The 13,410-nt window shown below is 66.9% G+C and carries 15 protein-coding genes; 11 read left to right on the plus strand and 4 right to left on the minus strand.

Annotation, left to right across the window (positions count from 1 at the left end):
* Window positions 1–39 precede the first annotated feature (39 nt).
* Window positions 40–1,218 (plus strand): site-2 protease family protein, encoded by a 1,179-nt coding sequence (locus CCUG20998_RS10000; protein WP_020728466.1) that lies wholly within the window; start codon window positions 40–42, stop codon window positions 1,216–1,218.
* A 53-nt stretch (window positions 1,219–1,271) separates the two neighbouring features.
* Complete coding sequence (locus CCUG20998_RS10005) at window positions 1,272–2,066, plus strand: universal stress protein (RefSeq protein WP_020728467.1); 795 nt, start codon at window positions 1,272–1,274, stop codon at window positions 2,064–2,066.
* Here CCUG20998_RS10005 and CCUG20998_RS10010 read toward each other — a convergent pair.
* From CCUG20998_RS10010 to CCUG20998_RS10020, 3 genes are all read right to left on the minus strand, one after another.
* On the minus strand, window positions 2,063–2,956 hold the full coding sequence (locus tag CCUG20998_RS10010; RefSeq protein ID WP_020728468.1) for a universal stress protein: 894 nt from the start codon (window positions 2,954–2,956) through the stop codon (window positions 2,063–2,065). The two genes, CCUG20998_RS10005 and CCUG20998_RS10010, sit on opposite strands and share 4 nt — an antisense overlap.
* A 129-nt stretch (window positions 2,957–3,085) precedes the next feature.
* Complete coding sequence (locus tag CCUG20998_RS10015; protein WP_012393853.1) at window positions 3,086–3,910, minus strand: class I SAM-dependent methyltransferase; 825 nt, start codon at window positions 3,908–3,910, stop codon at window positions 3,086–3,088.
* Between the two features lie 189 nt (window positions 3,911–4,099).
* Window positions 4,100–5,518, minus strand: a complete 1,419-nt coding sequence (locus tag CCUG20998_RS10020; protein WP_020728469.1) for an MFS transporter — start codon at window positions 5,516–5,518, stop codon at window positions 4,100–4,102.
* A 167-nt stretch (window positions 5,519–5,685) separates the two neighbouring features.
* On the opposite strand from CCUG20998_RS10020, the gene fdxA reads away from it, so the two are divergent.
* Genes fdxA through CCUG20998_RS10045 form a run of 5 tightly spaced genes read left to right on the plus strand, consistent with a single transcriptional unit; the run spans window position 5,686 to window position 8,440 of the window.
* Window positions 5,686–6,033, plus strand: a complete 348-nt coding sequence (gene fdxA, locus CCUG20998_RS10025; RefSeq protein ID WP_036455511.1) for a ferredoxin — start codon at window positions 5,686–5,688, stop codon at window positions 6,031–6,033.
* Window positions 6,034–6,042: 9 nt separating this feature from the next.
* Complete coding sequence (locus tag CCUG20998_RS10030; RefSeq protein WP_036455513.1) at window positions 6,043–6,714, plus strand: helix-turn-helix transcriptional regulator; 672 nt, start codon at window positions 6,043–6,045, stop codon at window positions 6,712–6,714.
* A gap of 47 nt (window positions 6,715–6,761) precedes the next feature.
* Window positions 6,762–7,136: a hypothetical protein gene (locus CCUG20998_RS10035; protein ID WP_085979890.1), complete on the plus strand. Its 375-nt coding sequence runs from the start codon at window positions 6,762–6,764 to the stop codon at window positions 7,134–7,136.
* A gap of 12 nt (window positions 7,137–7,148) precedes the next feature.
* Complete coding sequence (locus tag CCUG20998_RS10040; protein WP_012393857.1) at window positions 7,149–7,493, plus strand: cupin domain-containing protein; 345 nt, start codon at window positions 7,149–7,151, stop codon at window positions 7,491–7,493.
* 2 nt (window positions 7,494–7,495) lie between these two features.
* Window positions 7,496–8,440, plus strand: coding sequence for an NAD(P)H-dependent flavin oxidoreductase (locus CCUG20998_RS10045; RefSeq protein ID WP_020728472.1), 945 nt, complete (start codon window positions 7,496–7,498; stop codon window positions 8,438–8,440).
* A 32-nt stretch (window positions 8,441–8,472) separates the two neighbouring features.
* On the opposite strand, the gene CCUG20998_RS10050 is transcribed toward CCUG20998_RS10045, so the two are convergent.
* Window positions 8,473–8,976, minus strand: a complete 504-nt coding sequence (locus CCUG20998_RS10050) for a DUF1990 domain-containing protein (RefSeq protein ID WP_012393859.1) — start codon at window positions 8,974–8,976, stop codon at window positions 8,473–8,475.
* Between the two features lie 79 nt (window positions 8,977–9,055).
* Between CCUG20998_RS10050 and CCUG20998_RS10055 the strand changes: the two genes are divergently transcribed.
* The 4 genes from CCUG20998_RS10055 (at window position 9,056) to CCUG20998_RS10070 (ending at window position 13,404) form a co-directional block, all read left to right on the plus strand.
* Entirely contained in the window at window positions 9,056–9,916 is an 861-nt protein-coding gene (locus tag CCUG20998_RS10055; RefSeq protein WP_020728473.1) for an aldo/keto reductase, read from the plus strand.
* A gap of 86 nt (window positions 9,917–10,002) precedes the next feature.
* Entirely contained in the window at window positions 10,003–10,626 is a 624-nt protein-coding gene (locus CCUG20998_RS10060; RefSeq protein WP_012393861.1) for a PaaI family thioesterase, read from the plus strand.
* A 127-nt stretch (window positions 10,627–10,753) separates the two neighbouring features.
* A complete protein-coding gene (thrS, locus tag CCUG20998_RS10065; protein WP_020728475.1) occupies window positions 10,754–12,829 on the plus strand; it encodes a threonine--tRNA ligase in 2,076 nt (691 codons plus the stop codon).
* 2 nt (window positions 12,830–12,831) lie between these two features.
* On the plus strand, window positions 12,832–13,404 hold the full coding sequence (locus CCUG20998_RS10070; protein WP_012393863.1) for an ATP adenylyltransferase: 573 nt from the start codon (window positions 12,832–12,834) through the stop codon (window positions 13,402–13,404).
* Window positions 13,405–13,410 lie beyond the last annotated feature (6 nt).

Raw genomic sequence — 13,410 nt, forward strand, 5'->3', positions numbered from 1 at the left:
GAGCGTTGCGGGGCAATCCGCCAGGTTGGAGGTAGCGCGGTGAGCGACGAGATCCCATTGGGACGAATCGCCGGCTTTGCGGTGAAGGTTCACTGGAGCGTCCTGGTCATTCTTTGGCTATTCACCTGGAGTCTGGCCACAACATTGCCGGAAACGGCCAAAGGCTATGGCGCGGTGGTCTATTGGATAGCCGGCGGGTGCGGGGCACTGGTGCTGCTGGCCTCGTTGTTGGCCCACGAGCTCGCGCACGCCATCGCGGCGCGGCGGGCCGGGGTACCCGTGGGAAACGTCACGCTCTGGCTGTTCGGGGGAGTGACCACCCTGGGCGGGGAAGCCAAAACTCCAAAGGCGGCTTTTCGGATCGCATTCGCGGGCCCAGCCACCAGCCTTGCCCTGTCCGCGATGTTCACCGCGGTGGCCGTCGCCCTGGCGATGGTGCGAACGCCGGATCTGGTGGTCAGCGTCGTCTGGTGGCTGGCCGCGGTCAATTTGATGCTGGGCCTGTTCAATCTGCTGCCGGGGGTGCCGCTGGACGGAGGTCGGCTGGTGCGGGCCTACCTGTGGCGCCGCCACGGCGATATCGTGCGCGCCGGAATCGGTGCGGCGCGGGCCGGACGGGTGGTCGCGCTGATCTTGATCATCTTGGGGTTGGCGGAGTTTGTGGCCGGCGGCCTGGTCGGCGGCGTGTGGTTGGCCTTCATCGGCTGGTTCATCTTCGCCGCCGCCCGCGAGGAGGAAACCCGGATCTCGACTCAGCAGCTCTTTGCCGGCCTGCGGGTCGCGGACGCGATGACCGCGCATCCACATACCGCTCCCGGCTGGATCGACGTCGACGAGTTCATTGCGCGCTATGTGCTTGGCGACCGGCACTCGGCCTACCCGGTCACCGAGCGGGATGGATCGATCACGGGTCTGGTCACCCTGCGGCAGCTGCGCGAGCTGGCGCCCGAGCGGCGGGGCAGCACAACGGTCCGGGAAATCGCCCTACCCCTGCATGAGGTGCCCACCGCAACGCCGCAGGAGCCGCTGACGACGCTGCTCGAGCGGATGGCTCCGGCGGGCCGGGGTAGCCGCGCGCTCGTCCTCGACGGCGGTGCGGTGGTCGGCATCGTCGCCGCCAGCGACATCGCACGGCTGATCAACGTCTACCGGCTTGCCGGGCCGGGGGCCACGGCGGACCCCGCTGATCAGCGCGAAAAGTATTCCAACGCGGGTTGATTGGCCATCTGGTGGATTACCGAACGTGAGCAGCGCCGGAGAGGGGCAATGACATGAAACCGGTCATCGTTGGCATCGATGGTTCACCGGCGGGTATCACGGCAGTGCTGTGGGCCACCGCGGAGGCGGTCAGCGCAGGCGTGCCGTTGCGGCTGATATCGGTGCTCAAGACGGCTCATTCGTCCCCCGAAGAATACGAGCACGATCTCGCGCATGCCGAGACATCGCTGCGCGCAGCGCAATCCGCGATCGAAGCCACCGCAGCGCCGGTCAAAGTGGAGACCGACACCCCGCGCGGGCCGGCGGGTGCCGTGCTCGTCGAGGCGTCTCGCGATGCGGAGCTGGTCTGCGTGGGCTCAGTGGGGATCGGCCGCTACGCGCGAGCCATTCTGGGGTCGACGGCCACCGAGCTCTCCGAAAAGGCGCACTGCCCGGTGGCGGTCATCCGTTCGAACTCTGATCAGCCGCCGCCGGACATCAACTGGATCGTGGTGCGGGTGACCGACGCGCCCGACAACGACGCTGTGCTCGAATACGCCGCCCACGAGGCGAAACTGCGCCAAGCACCGATCCTCGCACTCGGTGGGCGCCCCGAGGAGCTCACCGACGCCGCGGACGGGGAATTTGAACGTCGCGTACAGCAATGGGGCCAGCACCATGCCGATGTGCACGTCTATCCGATCACCACCCAGGCGGGCATCGCACGATTTCTGGCCGATCACGATGAGCGGGTTCAGTTGGCGGTGGTCGGCGCCGACGAGGCCGATCAGGTTGCGCGGCTGGTGGGGCCATCCGGGCACCCGATCTTTCGGCACGCCGAGTGCTCGGTGCTCGTGGTCCGCGGCTAGGCCGGCGACTCGCGCGCCACGATCACCGGCACGCGGGCCAGTTGGGCAACGGATTCGGCCACCGAACCCACCACCATTCCGGCGAATCCACCGCGTCCGCGGCTACCGACGACGACCAGCTGGGCTTCGCCGGACCGCTGCACGAGCTGGCGGGCCGGCTGATCACGCGCGACGACGCGGCTGACGCTCACATCGGGATATTGCTCTTGCCATCCCGCCAAGCGCTCGGCCAATACCTGTTCTGCCATCGACTGCGTTGCCGGCCAATCGATTCCCGGCCAATCCGAGACATTGACGTCACTCCAGGAATGCGCCGCCACCAGCCCGGTATGGCGGCGCGATGCCTCATCGAAGGCCAAGCCGGTGGCGAATTCCGATGCCCGGGAGCCGTCGATGCCCACGAGCACCGGCGCCGCGGCGCGATCCGGCGCCGAGGCGTCCTCGTCGTGGACGATGGCCACCGGACAGTGCGCGTAGCGCAGCAGCCCGGAACTGACTGAGCCCAGCGGCCGGCCCGGCCAGCGCCCGCTGCCGTGGCAACCGGTTACCACCATCTCCGCGTCCTTGGACATGTCGACCAAGGCGGGAACGGCGGCGGAAGGCACGATTTCGCTACCCAGCCCCGCGGGACCGCCGCGCTCGGCGGCCTCCTCGATGACCTTGAGCGCGTCCTCGACCAGTTGGTGGCCGTGATCGCGCTGCCAGCGGGCCAGGCCGGGCGGCAATGGCTTGTTCAACCACGTCGCGACGTCGGGAGAGATCGCGTGAACGAGCGTCAGCGGGGCGTTTCGCAGCTCAGCTTCACGCGTTGCCCACTGGATGGCCACCTTCGCGGCCGGTGAATCGTCGATACCGACGATGATTCCCAATCGTTGGTTCTGGGAGGACATGGCGTGTCCTTTGTTGGCGGGTCAGCCGGCTCGGCCGAATTGGCGGGCCGCTATCCACGACTCTAGCGACGAACGGTCACCACGGTCAGAGCCGTTTGTCACTCGCACGGGGGGCCGGCGCTACGGCCGTCAACTGCCCGATGCCGAGGGCTTGTAGGCCACGATGGCTACCGCCGCCATACGGTCCCGGTGTTTGCGGAATGTGCTGCGCATCATCAGTACTCGTTTGCGCGCGGCCGGCTGGGTGAGCAGGTTCTTGGCAAAACGCAGGGCCCCTAACAGGCCCTCATCGGCGATGATCCGCCGTGGCTGCAACAGCGCCATCGGCGCGGTTGCCACGTGGCTGACGACCAGCCCGTGTCCGGCCAGTAGCTGGGACCATTCGGCCACCGTCAACGGCCGGGCGTTGACTTTGATGGACCGGGCCAGCGCCTGGCGGACCTCGGTGCTGATTTCTTCGGGCACGTCGTCGGGCGTCAGCGCCAGCTCGTGGATGGCGTAGCGCCCGTGGGGGCGAAGCACCCGCGCCGCCTCGGCGACGATCGCGTGTTTGGCCGCATCGCCCTGCATGGTCAGCATCGCCTCGCCGATGACGACATCAGCGCTGGAGTCCGGCAATCCGGTGTCGGCCGCGTCGGCGACTCGCACGTCACCGTGCCCGGCCACAATTGTGCGCACCAGGTTCGCCGCATCGGGATCGGCTTCGGCTCCGACGTAGGACCGAGGATGGCGGGCCAGGATCTCGCTCGCGGTGCGGCCCAGGCCGGGCGCCAGTTCGAGCACGTCGGCATGGTTGACGTCGGCGCGGGCCAGCAGGGTGCGGGTGAGTTCGACACCGCCGGGGCGCAGTACCCGTTTGCCCAGCCGCGCCAGCAGCCAGTGCCCCTGCAGATGGTCGTCGCTGCGATTCGACAGCGGGAGGGGCTGTCCGGATTCGCCCTGAGTGCCGGCCATCAGGCGGTGGGGCGGGTCGGTAGGCCCACAACCAGCGGGCGCCGTGGATGGGCGGTGCAATGCCAGAGCGCGGAGGCGGAATACGGGTCGATGATGCCCTCCTTGTTACTCGGCCGGCCGATCCCGGACAGCGCGGATCAAGACCTGCAGGTCGGGTCCAGTATGCATGCCGAGGTGTCCACCGTGCGCCTAGGCAGCAGCACCGGAGAGCTGCGGATCCTCGTTGGGTTTGCGGGGCGCCGAGGCAACCGGGCTGCGTGGGCGCACGTACCGTGCCCAGGTCAGCGCGGCCGCGCAGAGGTAACACACCAGGAACGCCCAGAAGGCCGGCGTCTCGGTGCCGCTGTGCACATATGACTGGCGCAGCGCCAGGTTGATCCCAACGCCGCCCAGTGCGCCCACCGAGCCGGCGAACCCGATCAGTGCCCCCGACATGATGCGTGCCCATTGGCGGCGTTGCATATCGCTGATGTCCAGGTGCTGACTACGCTCCGCAAAAATCGACGGGATCAGCTTGAACACGGTTCCCTTGCCCATCCCGCAGAAGATGAACAACGCGATGAAGCCGCTCACATAGCCGATCAGCGTCGCAGCTGTCATGCGCCCGCCGGCGCCGTGGCTGTGGTCGGCGTGTGTGCTGACTGCGACCAGCAGTGCGGCACTGAGGATCATGGCGACGAAGACCCCCAGGGTGACGCGGCCGCCACCGAAGCGGTCGCCCAATTTGCCGCCGACTATGCGCGCCAGCGACCCCAGCAGCGGGCCGACGAAGGCGATCTCGGCGGCGTGCAGCGACGCCTGTGCGGTGCTCTGTCCGCCGGCCAGCAGGTTGAACTGCAGCACCTGACCGAAGACGAAGGCGAAGCCGATGAACGAGCCGGAGGCGCACATGTAGAGAAACGAGACGCCCCAGGTGTCGGGCACCGCGAGAACGGATCGCACATGCCCGACCTCGATCACGTGGGTCAAGTTATCCATGAACAGGGCTGCGCCGAGGCCGGCGATGGCGATCAGCACCAGGTAGACGGCGCACACCCAATATGGAGCTTCATGGCCGGCGGTCGCCAGCACCAAAAGGCCGACCGCCTGGATGGCGGCCACCCCCAGATTGCCGATCCCTCCGGTCAGGCCTAGAGCCACGCCCTTGAGCCGTTGTGGGTAGAAGGCTTCGACGTTGGCCAGCGATGCGGAGTAGTTGCCGCCGCCCAGGCCGCTCAGGGCGGCACAGACCAGGTATGGCCACAGCGGCAGTCCGGGGTTGGCCAGCAGCACGATTGCTCCGACGGTGGGCACCAGCAGTACCAACGACGAGAACGTCGCCCAGTTGCGGCCACCGAATCGGGCGGTGGCCATCACGTAGGGGATCCGCACGCAGCCGCCAACCAGCGTCGCGGTGGCGCCCAGCAGCAACTTGTCTGCGGCCGAGATGCCGTAGACGGACTGCGGCATGAACAGCACCATTACCGACCAAAGGGTCCAGATCGAGAAACCGACATGCATGGTGGCGATGGAGAAGACGAGATTGCGCCGGGCGATGGCCTTGTTGCCGGCTTCCCACGCCTGGACATCCTCGGGGTCCCAGTGCGCGATGTGACGTGAGCGTCCCATGCAATCCCTTCCGCTCCGTGTCGTGGAGACTGGGCCCAGGGCTTTTAATCGTAGCGGTTGAGGTGGCGCGCCGTCACTGCGCCGATCCGGACGTCAAGTACGTTGTCGGACAGAACTTTTGCCGCCTCGCTAGTTTTTACAAATCATGTTGTATAAACTCCGGAGCCATGACGTATGTGATCGGAAAACCCTGCATCGATGTGATGGATCGGGCCTGTGTGGAGGAGTGTCCGGTCGATTGCATATACGAGGGTGGGCGCTCGCTGTACATCCACCCCGACGAATGCGTGGACTGTGGCGCCTGCGAGCCCGTGTGTCCGGTCGAGGCGATCTACTACGAGGACGACCTGCCGCAGGAGCTGCACCCGCATCTCGCCGACAACGTGGCGTTTTTCACCGAAACCCTGCCCGGCCGGGACGGGCCGCTGGGTTCGCCGGGCGGGGCTGCCAAGATTGGCCGACTGGGTGTTGATACGCCATTCGTGGCGGGTCATCCCCACGTCGCAGATGCTTAAGATTCTTAAATGGGAGAGGGTCGGATCGCCAGAACGGGCGGGGAGTCGGCGGGGCGTCGCCGCGCGGTGCTGCGGGTATTGCGTGCGGTCGGACATCCGCTGAGCATTGTCGCGATCGCCGAGCACCTGGGAGTGCACCCCAACACCGTGCGCTTCCACCTCGACGGCTTGGTCGATGACGGTCAGGTGGAGCGCGTGCAGCCCAGCCGTCGCGGCCCCGGACGCCCGCCGCTGATGTTCCGGGCGGTCCAGCAGATGGACCGCGGTGGCGCTCGCCACTACCAGCTACTCGCCGAGATCCTCAGCAACGGCCTTGCCGCCGAAAGTGATTCGGTTGACAAGGCGCTGGCCGCCGGCCGCGCCTGGGGCGAACGTCTGCAAGCCCCGACGACCGCCCACAGTGCCGAGAAATCGATCGATCACTTGGTCGGCGTCCTCGACGGACTCGGGTTCGCTCCCGAGCGCCGAGTCTCCGACGGCCAGCAACAGGTTGCCCTGCGACACTGCCCGTTTCTGGAACTTGCCGAGAACCGGTCGGGCGTGGTGTGCCCAATTCACTTGGGCCTCATGCGCGGGGCGCTGGAAAGTTGGGGGGCGACCGTCACCGTCGAGCGGCTCGACCCGTTTGTCGAACCGGATCTTTGCTTGGCCCACCTTTCGCCGGAAGGAGCCCTCAGTTGAGCACCGCAGCGGCGACCCAAATCGCCGTCACCTTCGTATGGCTCGGCATGGTGCTGGCCATCTCGTTTCTGGAAGCTCCGCTGAAGTTCCGGGCGCCGCACGTGACGCTGCAGATCGGGCTTGGCATCGGCCGGTTGGTCTTCCGCGCGCTCAATATCGTTGAGGTCGTCTTCGCGCTGGTCCTGGCGGCAATAGCGGTGTCGGGCCCGGCGCCGCTGCGGATTATCGTGGCGTTCGGTGTCGTGGTCGCAGCGCTAGCGGTGCAGTTGCTCGCGGTGCGTCCCCGTCTGACCCGCCGGTCCGATCAGGTGCTGGCCGGGTTGGATGCGCCCCGCTCCCGTGCGCACTACGTGTACGTCGGTTTGGAAGTGGTCAAGGTGGTCGCCTTGATCGTTGCGGGAATACTGCTACTGAACGGCTGAAAGGACTCACCGATGGAATCGCTTTCGCTGACCGCACTCGCCTCCGAAAAGCTGGCCGAGGCAAAACAGTCACACAGCGGACGGGCCGCCCACACGATCCACGGCGGACACGCCCACGAATTGCGCCAGACCGTGCTGGCACTGCTGGCCGACCACAATCTCGGCGAACACGACAGCCCGGGTGAGGCGACCCTGCAGGTGCTACAGGGACATGTGCGCCTCACCACCGGCGATGACGCCTGGGACGGCAAGACCGGCGACTATGTCGCGATTCCGCCGCAGCGGCACGCGTTGCACGCCATCGAGGATTCGGTGGTGGTGTTGACCGTGCTCAAGTCCCAGCCCGGCGCCCACTAGGGGTGCTCGCTACCGGCTGGTCACGGGGCTTCGGCCTGCGGGTTCCCATCGTCAACGCCCCAATGGGCGGAGTCGCCGGTGGCCGGCTCGCCACCGCTGTCACCGCGGCCGGTGGACTGGGCATGATCGGCATGGGAAGCCGGGCCACCCGGGCGGCCTTGGCCGAACAATTGCGGCAGGTCAGCGGCAGGTTCGGGATCGGGCTGGTGGACTGGGTGATGCGCAATGAGGCGGGGCTGCTCGAGGATGCGCTTGCCGCCGGGCCCGCCCTGTTGTCGGTCAGTTTCGGCACCGACTGGTCCTGGGTCGGCCCGGCCCGTGACGCCGGAATCCCTACCATCACACAGGTTTACGACGCTCTGGGGGCCCGGCGTGCGGCCGATGCGGGGGTGGACATCGTGGTGGCGCGCGGAGCCGAGGGGGGTGGTCATGGCGAGGTGCGGCTGGGAACGCTGCCGTTGCTCGACGCGGTCCTGGCCGCGGTCTCGGTGCCGGTATTGGCCGGCGGCGGCATCGCCTCGCCCCGAAGCCTGGCCGCGGTGCTGGCCGCCGGTGCCGCGGGGGCCTGGGTAGGCACGCGTCTGGCGGCGTGCCCCGAGGCGCTGACGGGGGAGCCGAGCCGTCAGGCTCTGATCGCGGCGCGCGAAACCGACACCAGCACTACCCGGGTCTTCGACGTCGCCGACGGCCTGCCCTGGCCCCAGCGGTTCCCATCGCGGGTGTTGACCAACGACTTCGTCGCGCGCTGGAACGGCAATGAGACGGCACTGGCCGCCGATGCGGATGCTCGTGCCGAGCTGGCCGCTGCCAGCGCGACCGAAGACCTGCGGGTGGCGCCGGTCGACGCGGGCCAGGGAGTTGGGATGATCCCCGACGGCGCGCCGGCCGGCGAGGTGATCGAGCAGATGTGCTCGGGTGCGCGGGAGCTGTTGGCGCGATGGGCGTGACCGCGCGTTGTCGCCGGCTGGGCTGACGCCGCTTACACCCCGCGCAAGTAGCGTTTGGCGATGATGCGTTGAGTCAGTGCCACAAACGGGCCACCGGCCTTGCTCCACCAGGTCGCCGGCCGGGAGAACGACGACACCTCCGCAAATACCCCGGAAGTGTCCGGGTCGTAGCGAATGGCGAACCGTTCCTCGCCGCATTCCGGGTGCCCCGGCAGCGTGCCGTAGGCAAATCCGCGGATATCGGGTTCGTCGATGACGTAGACCACGCGGCACGGCGCGCGCAACACACCCATCATCTGGATCACCGCCACCGTCGAAACAGCGACCGTATCCGAGGTGGCCCGCACCGCCAGTCCGGCGCCACGCTGCATGCCCCAATGCATCACCGCGTGGGCGGCCTCCTCGAAACGCTTCCGGCCGGTGCCGATCTGGTCGGACACACTGAGGTGGGCGTATCCCGGGGGCAACTGTCCGGCCGCGGTGGCGCCCACTTCCGGGTAGGTCAGTTGTTGCCCGGAAAGCGCGCGAAGGTCCACACCCCCCAGCTTGCCACGCCGGATCGGGTGTGCCCCGTGGCGTACGGTCGGAAAAATGAGTGCTCACAGCGCGAAAGCCATGGCCGCAGCATCCGCAACGTTGACCCTGGGTGGCGACCTGACCGTCCACCGGCTCGGGTTCGGCGCGATGCGCCTTACCGGCGACGGCGTCTGGGGCCCGCCCGCCGACCGTGCCGAAGCCGTACGGGTGCTGCGCCGGGCCGCCGAACTGGGCGTCAACTTCATCGACACCGCCGACTCTTACGGCCCCTATGTGTCCGAGGAGATCATTCACGAGGCGTTGCACCCCTACACCGGGCTGGTGATCGCCACCAAGGCCGGGCTGCTGCGCACCGGCCCAGGCGTGTGGGTGCCGCTGGGCAATCCGAGCTATCTGCGCCAGGAATGCGAGATGAGCCTGCGGCGTCTGGGCGTGGACACCATCGACCTGTTCCAGCTGCACCGCATCGATCGCAACTATCCATTCGCCGACCAGGTGGGCGAGCTGCTCGCCCTGAAGAGCGAAGGCAAGATCCGCCACATCGGGCTGTCCGAGATCGACGTCGACCAACTCGAGGCGGCCCAACAGATCACCGAGATCGTGTCGGTACAGAACATGTACAACCTGGCCGCTCGTGGCGCCGAACCATTGCTGGAGGCGGCCACCAGCCAGGGCATCGCATTCATCCCATGGTTCCCGCTGGCCTCGGGCCCGCTGGCGGCTCCGGACGGTCCGTTGCGCAAGATCGCCGACGATCATCACGCGACGCCGTCGCAGCTCGCCCTGGCGTGGCTACTCAAGCGGTCGCCGGTGATGCTGCCGATTCCCGGCACCTCGCGGGTAGCGCACCTGCAGGAGAACGTCGCCGCTGCCGAAATTGTGCTCTCTGACCAGGAGTTCGAAGCATTGTCGGTGGCCGGCGCCGCCCACGGCGGGTAGGGGCGGGCGGCGACCCGCGAGCCCGGCTAGCCAGTCTCAGCCGCGGTGTCGCCCACTTGGCTGGCGGCAGGCAATACGGTGTTTGGGTGACCCGCGAACAGTCGCAACACCCTGGCGGCGGCTTCAATCCGCCGCAGCCAACCGACAAGGGCGGACCGGACTACGGCAGGTTCATTGATGCGGTGCGCAAGGTGCAGGACCACGCGCGTGCCGCCGACGCGCCTGACGAGGTGATCACCCAGGCCGCCGACCTGCTCGAACGGGTCTCCATACTGCTTGCGCCATTCGACGCCGACGAATGGGAGTCACCATCGGGGCGCCGAATGGACTTGCCGATGCGGGGCAACGTCACGACCATCCCGATGTCGGCGCGCAAGACGCAAGACGGCCGGATCGGTGGCTGGGCCCGCTTCGCCCGGTTCCACCTCGGACGCAATGGCGCGGTCCATGGTGGTGCGTTGGGCATGTTGTTCGACACGCTCCTGGGCTTGACGGCGTCGGTGCTCACCGGCAGTCGGCGCCAGCGCACCGCCTACCTCAAGATCGACTATCGCAACATCGTGCCCATCGAAAAGGAGCTGCAAATCGACGCCGGAGTGGACCGGGTGGACGGGCGCAAGATCTTCGTGTCCGGCCGGTTGAGCGACGGCGAGACCCTGCTGACCGAGGCGGATGCGTTGTTTGTGCGGCTCAAGCCCGGCCAGCCTTGATCCGGTTTCGGCCAAGATGCCGACCCAGACCTAGCACGCGGCTTGGGTTCGACCAGCTCCGCCCCGATAGCATGGTCGCGTTCCATTCGACATGCCCATTCACTCGCGAAACTTGGAGACCACCCCGATGAGCGTCCCCGCACAACCCGCCCCAGGAGCCGACGGCGGTGACCCGCGGCAGCCGATCCGGGTTCCTGCCGGGACCACCGCGGCCGCCGCAATCGGTGAGGCGGGGCTGCCCAGGCGCGGCGCGCCGGACGCGATCGTCGTGGTGCGAGACGCCGAAGGCAAGCTGCGCGACCTGAGCTGGGCGCCCGACGCTGACGCCGAGGTCACCCCGATCGCGGCCAATACCGACGACGGTCGCAGCGTTATCCGGCACTCGACCGCGCATGTGCTCGCCCAAGCGGTTCAAGACCTCTTCCCACAAGCCAAACTGGGTATCGGACCGCCCATCGCCGACGGCTTCTACTACGACTTCGAAGTGCTCGAGCCGTTCACCCCTGACGATCTTCAGGCGCTGGAGAAGCGGATGCGCCAGATCGTCAAGGAAGGGCAGCTCTTCGACCGCAGGGTCTTCGAATCCAAGGATCAGGCGCGCGAGGAGTTGGCCAACGAGCCCTACAAGCTCGAACTCGTCGACGACAAATCCGGGGATCCCGATGTCATGGAGGTCGGTGGCGATGAGCTCACCGCCTACGACAACCTCAATCCCCGCACCCGCGAACGAGTCTGGGGTGACCTGTGCCGCGGACCGCACATCCCGACCACCAAGCACATCCCGGCGTTCAAACTGACCAGAAGTTCGGCGGCCTACTGGCGGGGCGACCAGAAGAACGCCAGCCTGCAGCGGATCTACGGGACGGCATGGGAGTCGCAAGAAGCGCTTGATACGCACATCGAGCTCATCGAAGAGGCACAGCGCCGCGACCATCGCAAGCTCGGTGTGGAGCTGGATCTGTTCAGCTTCCCCGACGAAATAGGCTCTGGCCTGGCGGTTTTCCATCCCAAGGGTGGGATTGTGCGGCGCGAGCTCGAGGACTATTCGCGTCGCAAGCACACCGAAGCCGGCTACCAGTTCGTCAACAGTCCGCATATCACCAAGGCCCAGCTGTTTCACACCTCGGGGCACTTGGACTGGTACGCCGACGGCATGTTCCCGCCGATGCAGATCGACGCGGAGTACAACGCGGACGGTACGGTGCGCAAACCCGGCCAGGACTATTACCTCAAGCCGATGAACTGCCCGATGCATTGCTTGATCTTCCGGGCGCGCGGTAGGTCCTATCGCGAATTGCCGCTGCGGCTCTTCGAGTTCGGCACCGTCTACCGCTACGAGAAGTCCGGTGTGGTGCATGGGCTGACCCGGGTGCGCGGATTGACCATGGACGACGCGCATATCTTCTGCACCCGCGAACAGATGCGTGACGAGCTGCGTTCGCTGCTGCGGTTCGTGCTCGATCTGCTCAGCGACTACGGACTGACCGACTTCTATCTGGAACTGTCCACCAAGGATCCGGACAAGTTCGTCGGCTCCGATGAGGTCTGGGAGGAAGCCACCAACGTGCTCGCCGAGGTGGGCGCGGAATCGGGTCTGGAGCTGGTGCCCGATCCCGGTGGCGCGGCGTTCTACGGGCCCAAGATCTCGGTGCAGGTCAAGGACGCGCTGGGCCGTACCTGGCAGATGTCGACCATCCAGCTCGACTTCAACTTCCCGGAGCGATTCGGGCTCGAATACACCGCCGCCGACGGGACTCGCCAGCGCCCGGTCATGATCCACCGTGCCCTGTTCGGGTCGATAGAGCGGTTTTTCGGCATCCTCACCGAGCACTATGCGGGTGCCTTCCCGGCGTGGCTGGCGCCCATTCAGGCGGTCGGCATCCCGGTTGCCGACGAACACATCGCCTACCTGGAACAGGTTGCCGCACAGTTGAAGTCACATGGGGTGCGGGTCGAGGTGGACACCAGCGATGACCGCATGGCCAAGAAGATCGTGCACCACACCAACCAGAAGGTGCCGTTCATGCTGCTGGCCGGCGACCGCGATGTGCAGGCCGAGGCGGTGAGCTTCCGGTTCGGCGACCGCACGCAGATCAACGGCGTGCCACGCGAGGCTGCGGTAGCTGCGATCGTGGACTGGATATCCCGGCGCGAAAACGCCACTCCCACAGCTGAACTGGTCAAGGTGGATAGCGGTGAGTAACGGTGACTAACGAGGAAAGCGCGCAGCCGCAGGACAGCACCATCCTGGACCGCGGCGTCGGCGAGCGCGACCACCTGGAGCGGCTCTGGACGCCGTACCGGATGAACTACCTCGCCGAGGCTCCGCTCAAGCGGGAAGACTCCGCGCGCTCGCAGCCGTTCACCGAGATCCCGCGGCTGTCTGATGAAGAAGGTCTGGTGGTTGCCCGCGGCGAGTTGGTCTACGCCGTGCTCAACCTGTACCCCTACAACCCCGGCCACCTGATGGTGGTGCCGTATCGGCGGGTATCGGAGCTCGAAGACCTCACCGAGCCGGAGAGCGGCGAGCTGATGGCGTTCACCCAGAAAGCGATTCGCGTCATCAAGAACGTCTCGCGGCCACACGGCTTCAACGTCGGCATGAACCTGGGGACATCGGCGGGCGGATCGCTGGCCGAGCACCTGCATGTGCACGTTGTTCCGCGCTGGGGCGGGGACGCGAACTTCATCACCATCATCGGCGGATCCAAGGTCATCCCACAGTTGCTGCGCGACACCCGGCGGCTGCTGGCGACCGAATGGGCTCGGCAATCATGAGGCAAC

The sequence above is a fragment of the Mycobacterium marinum genome, assembly GCF_003391395.1.
Classification (GTDB): domain Bacteria; phylum Actinomycetota; class Actinomycetes; order Mycobacteriales; family Mycobacteriaceae; genus Mycobacterium; species Mycobacterium marinum.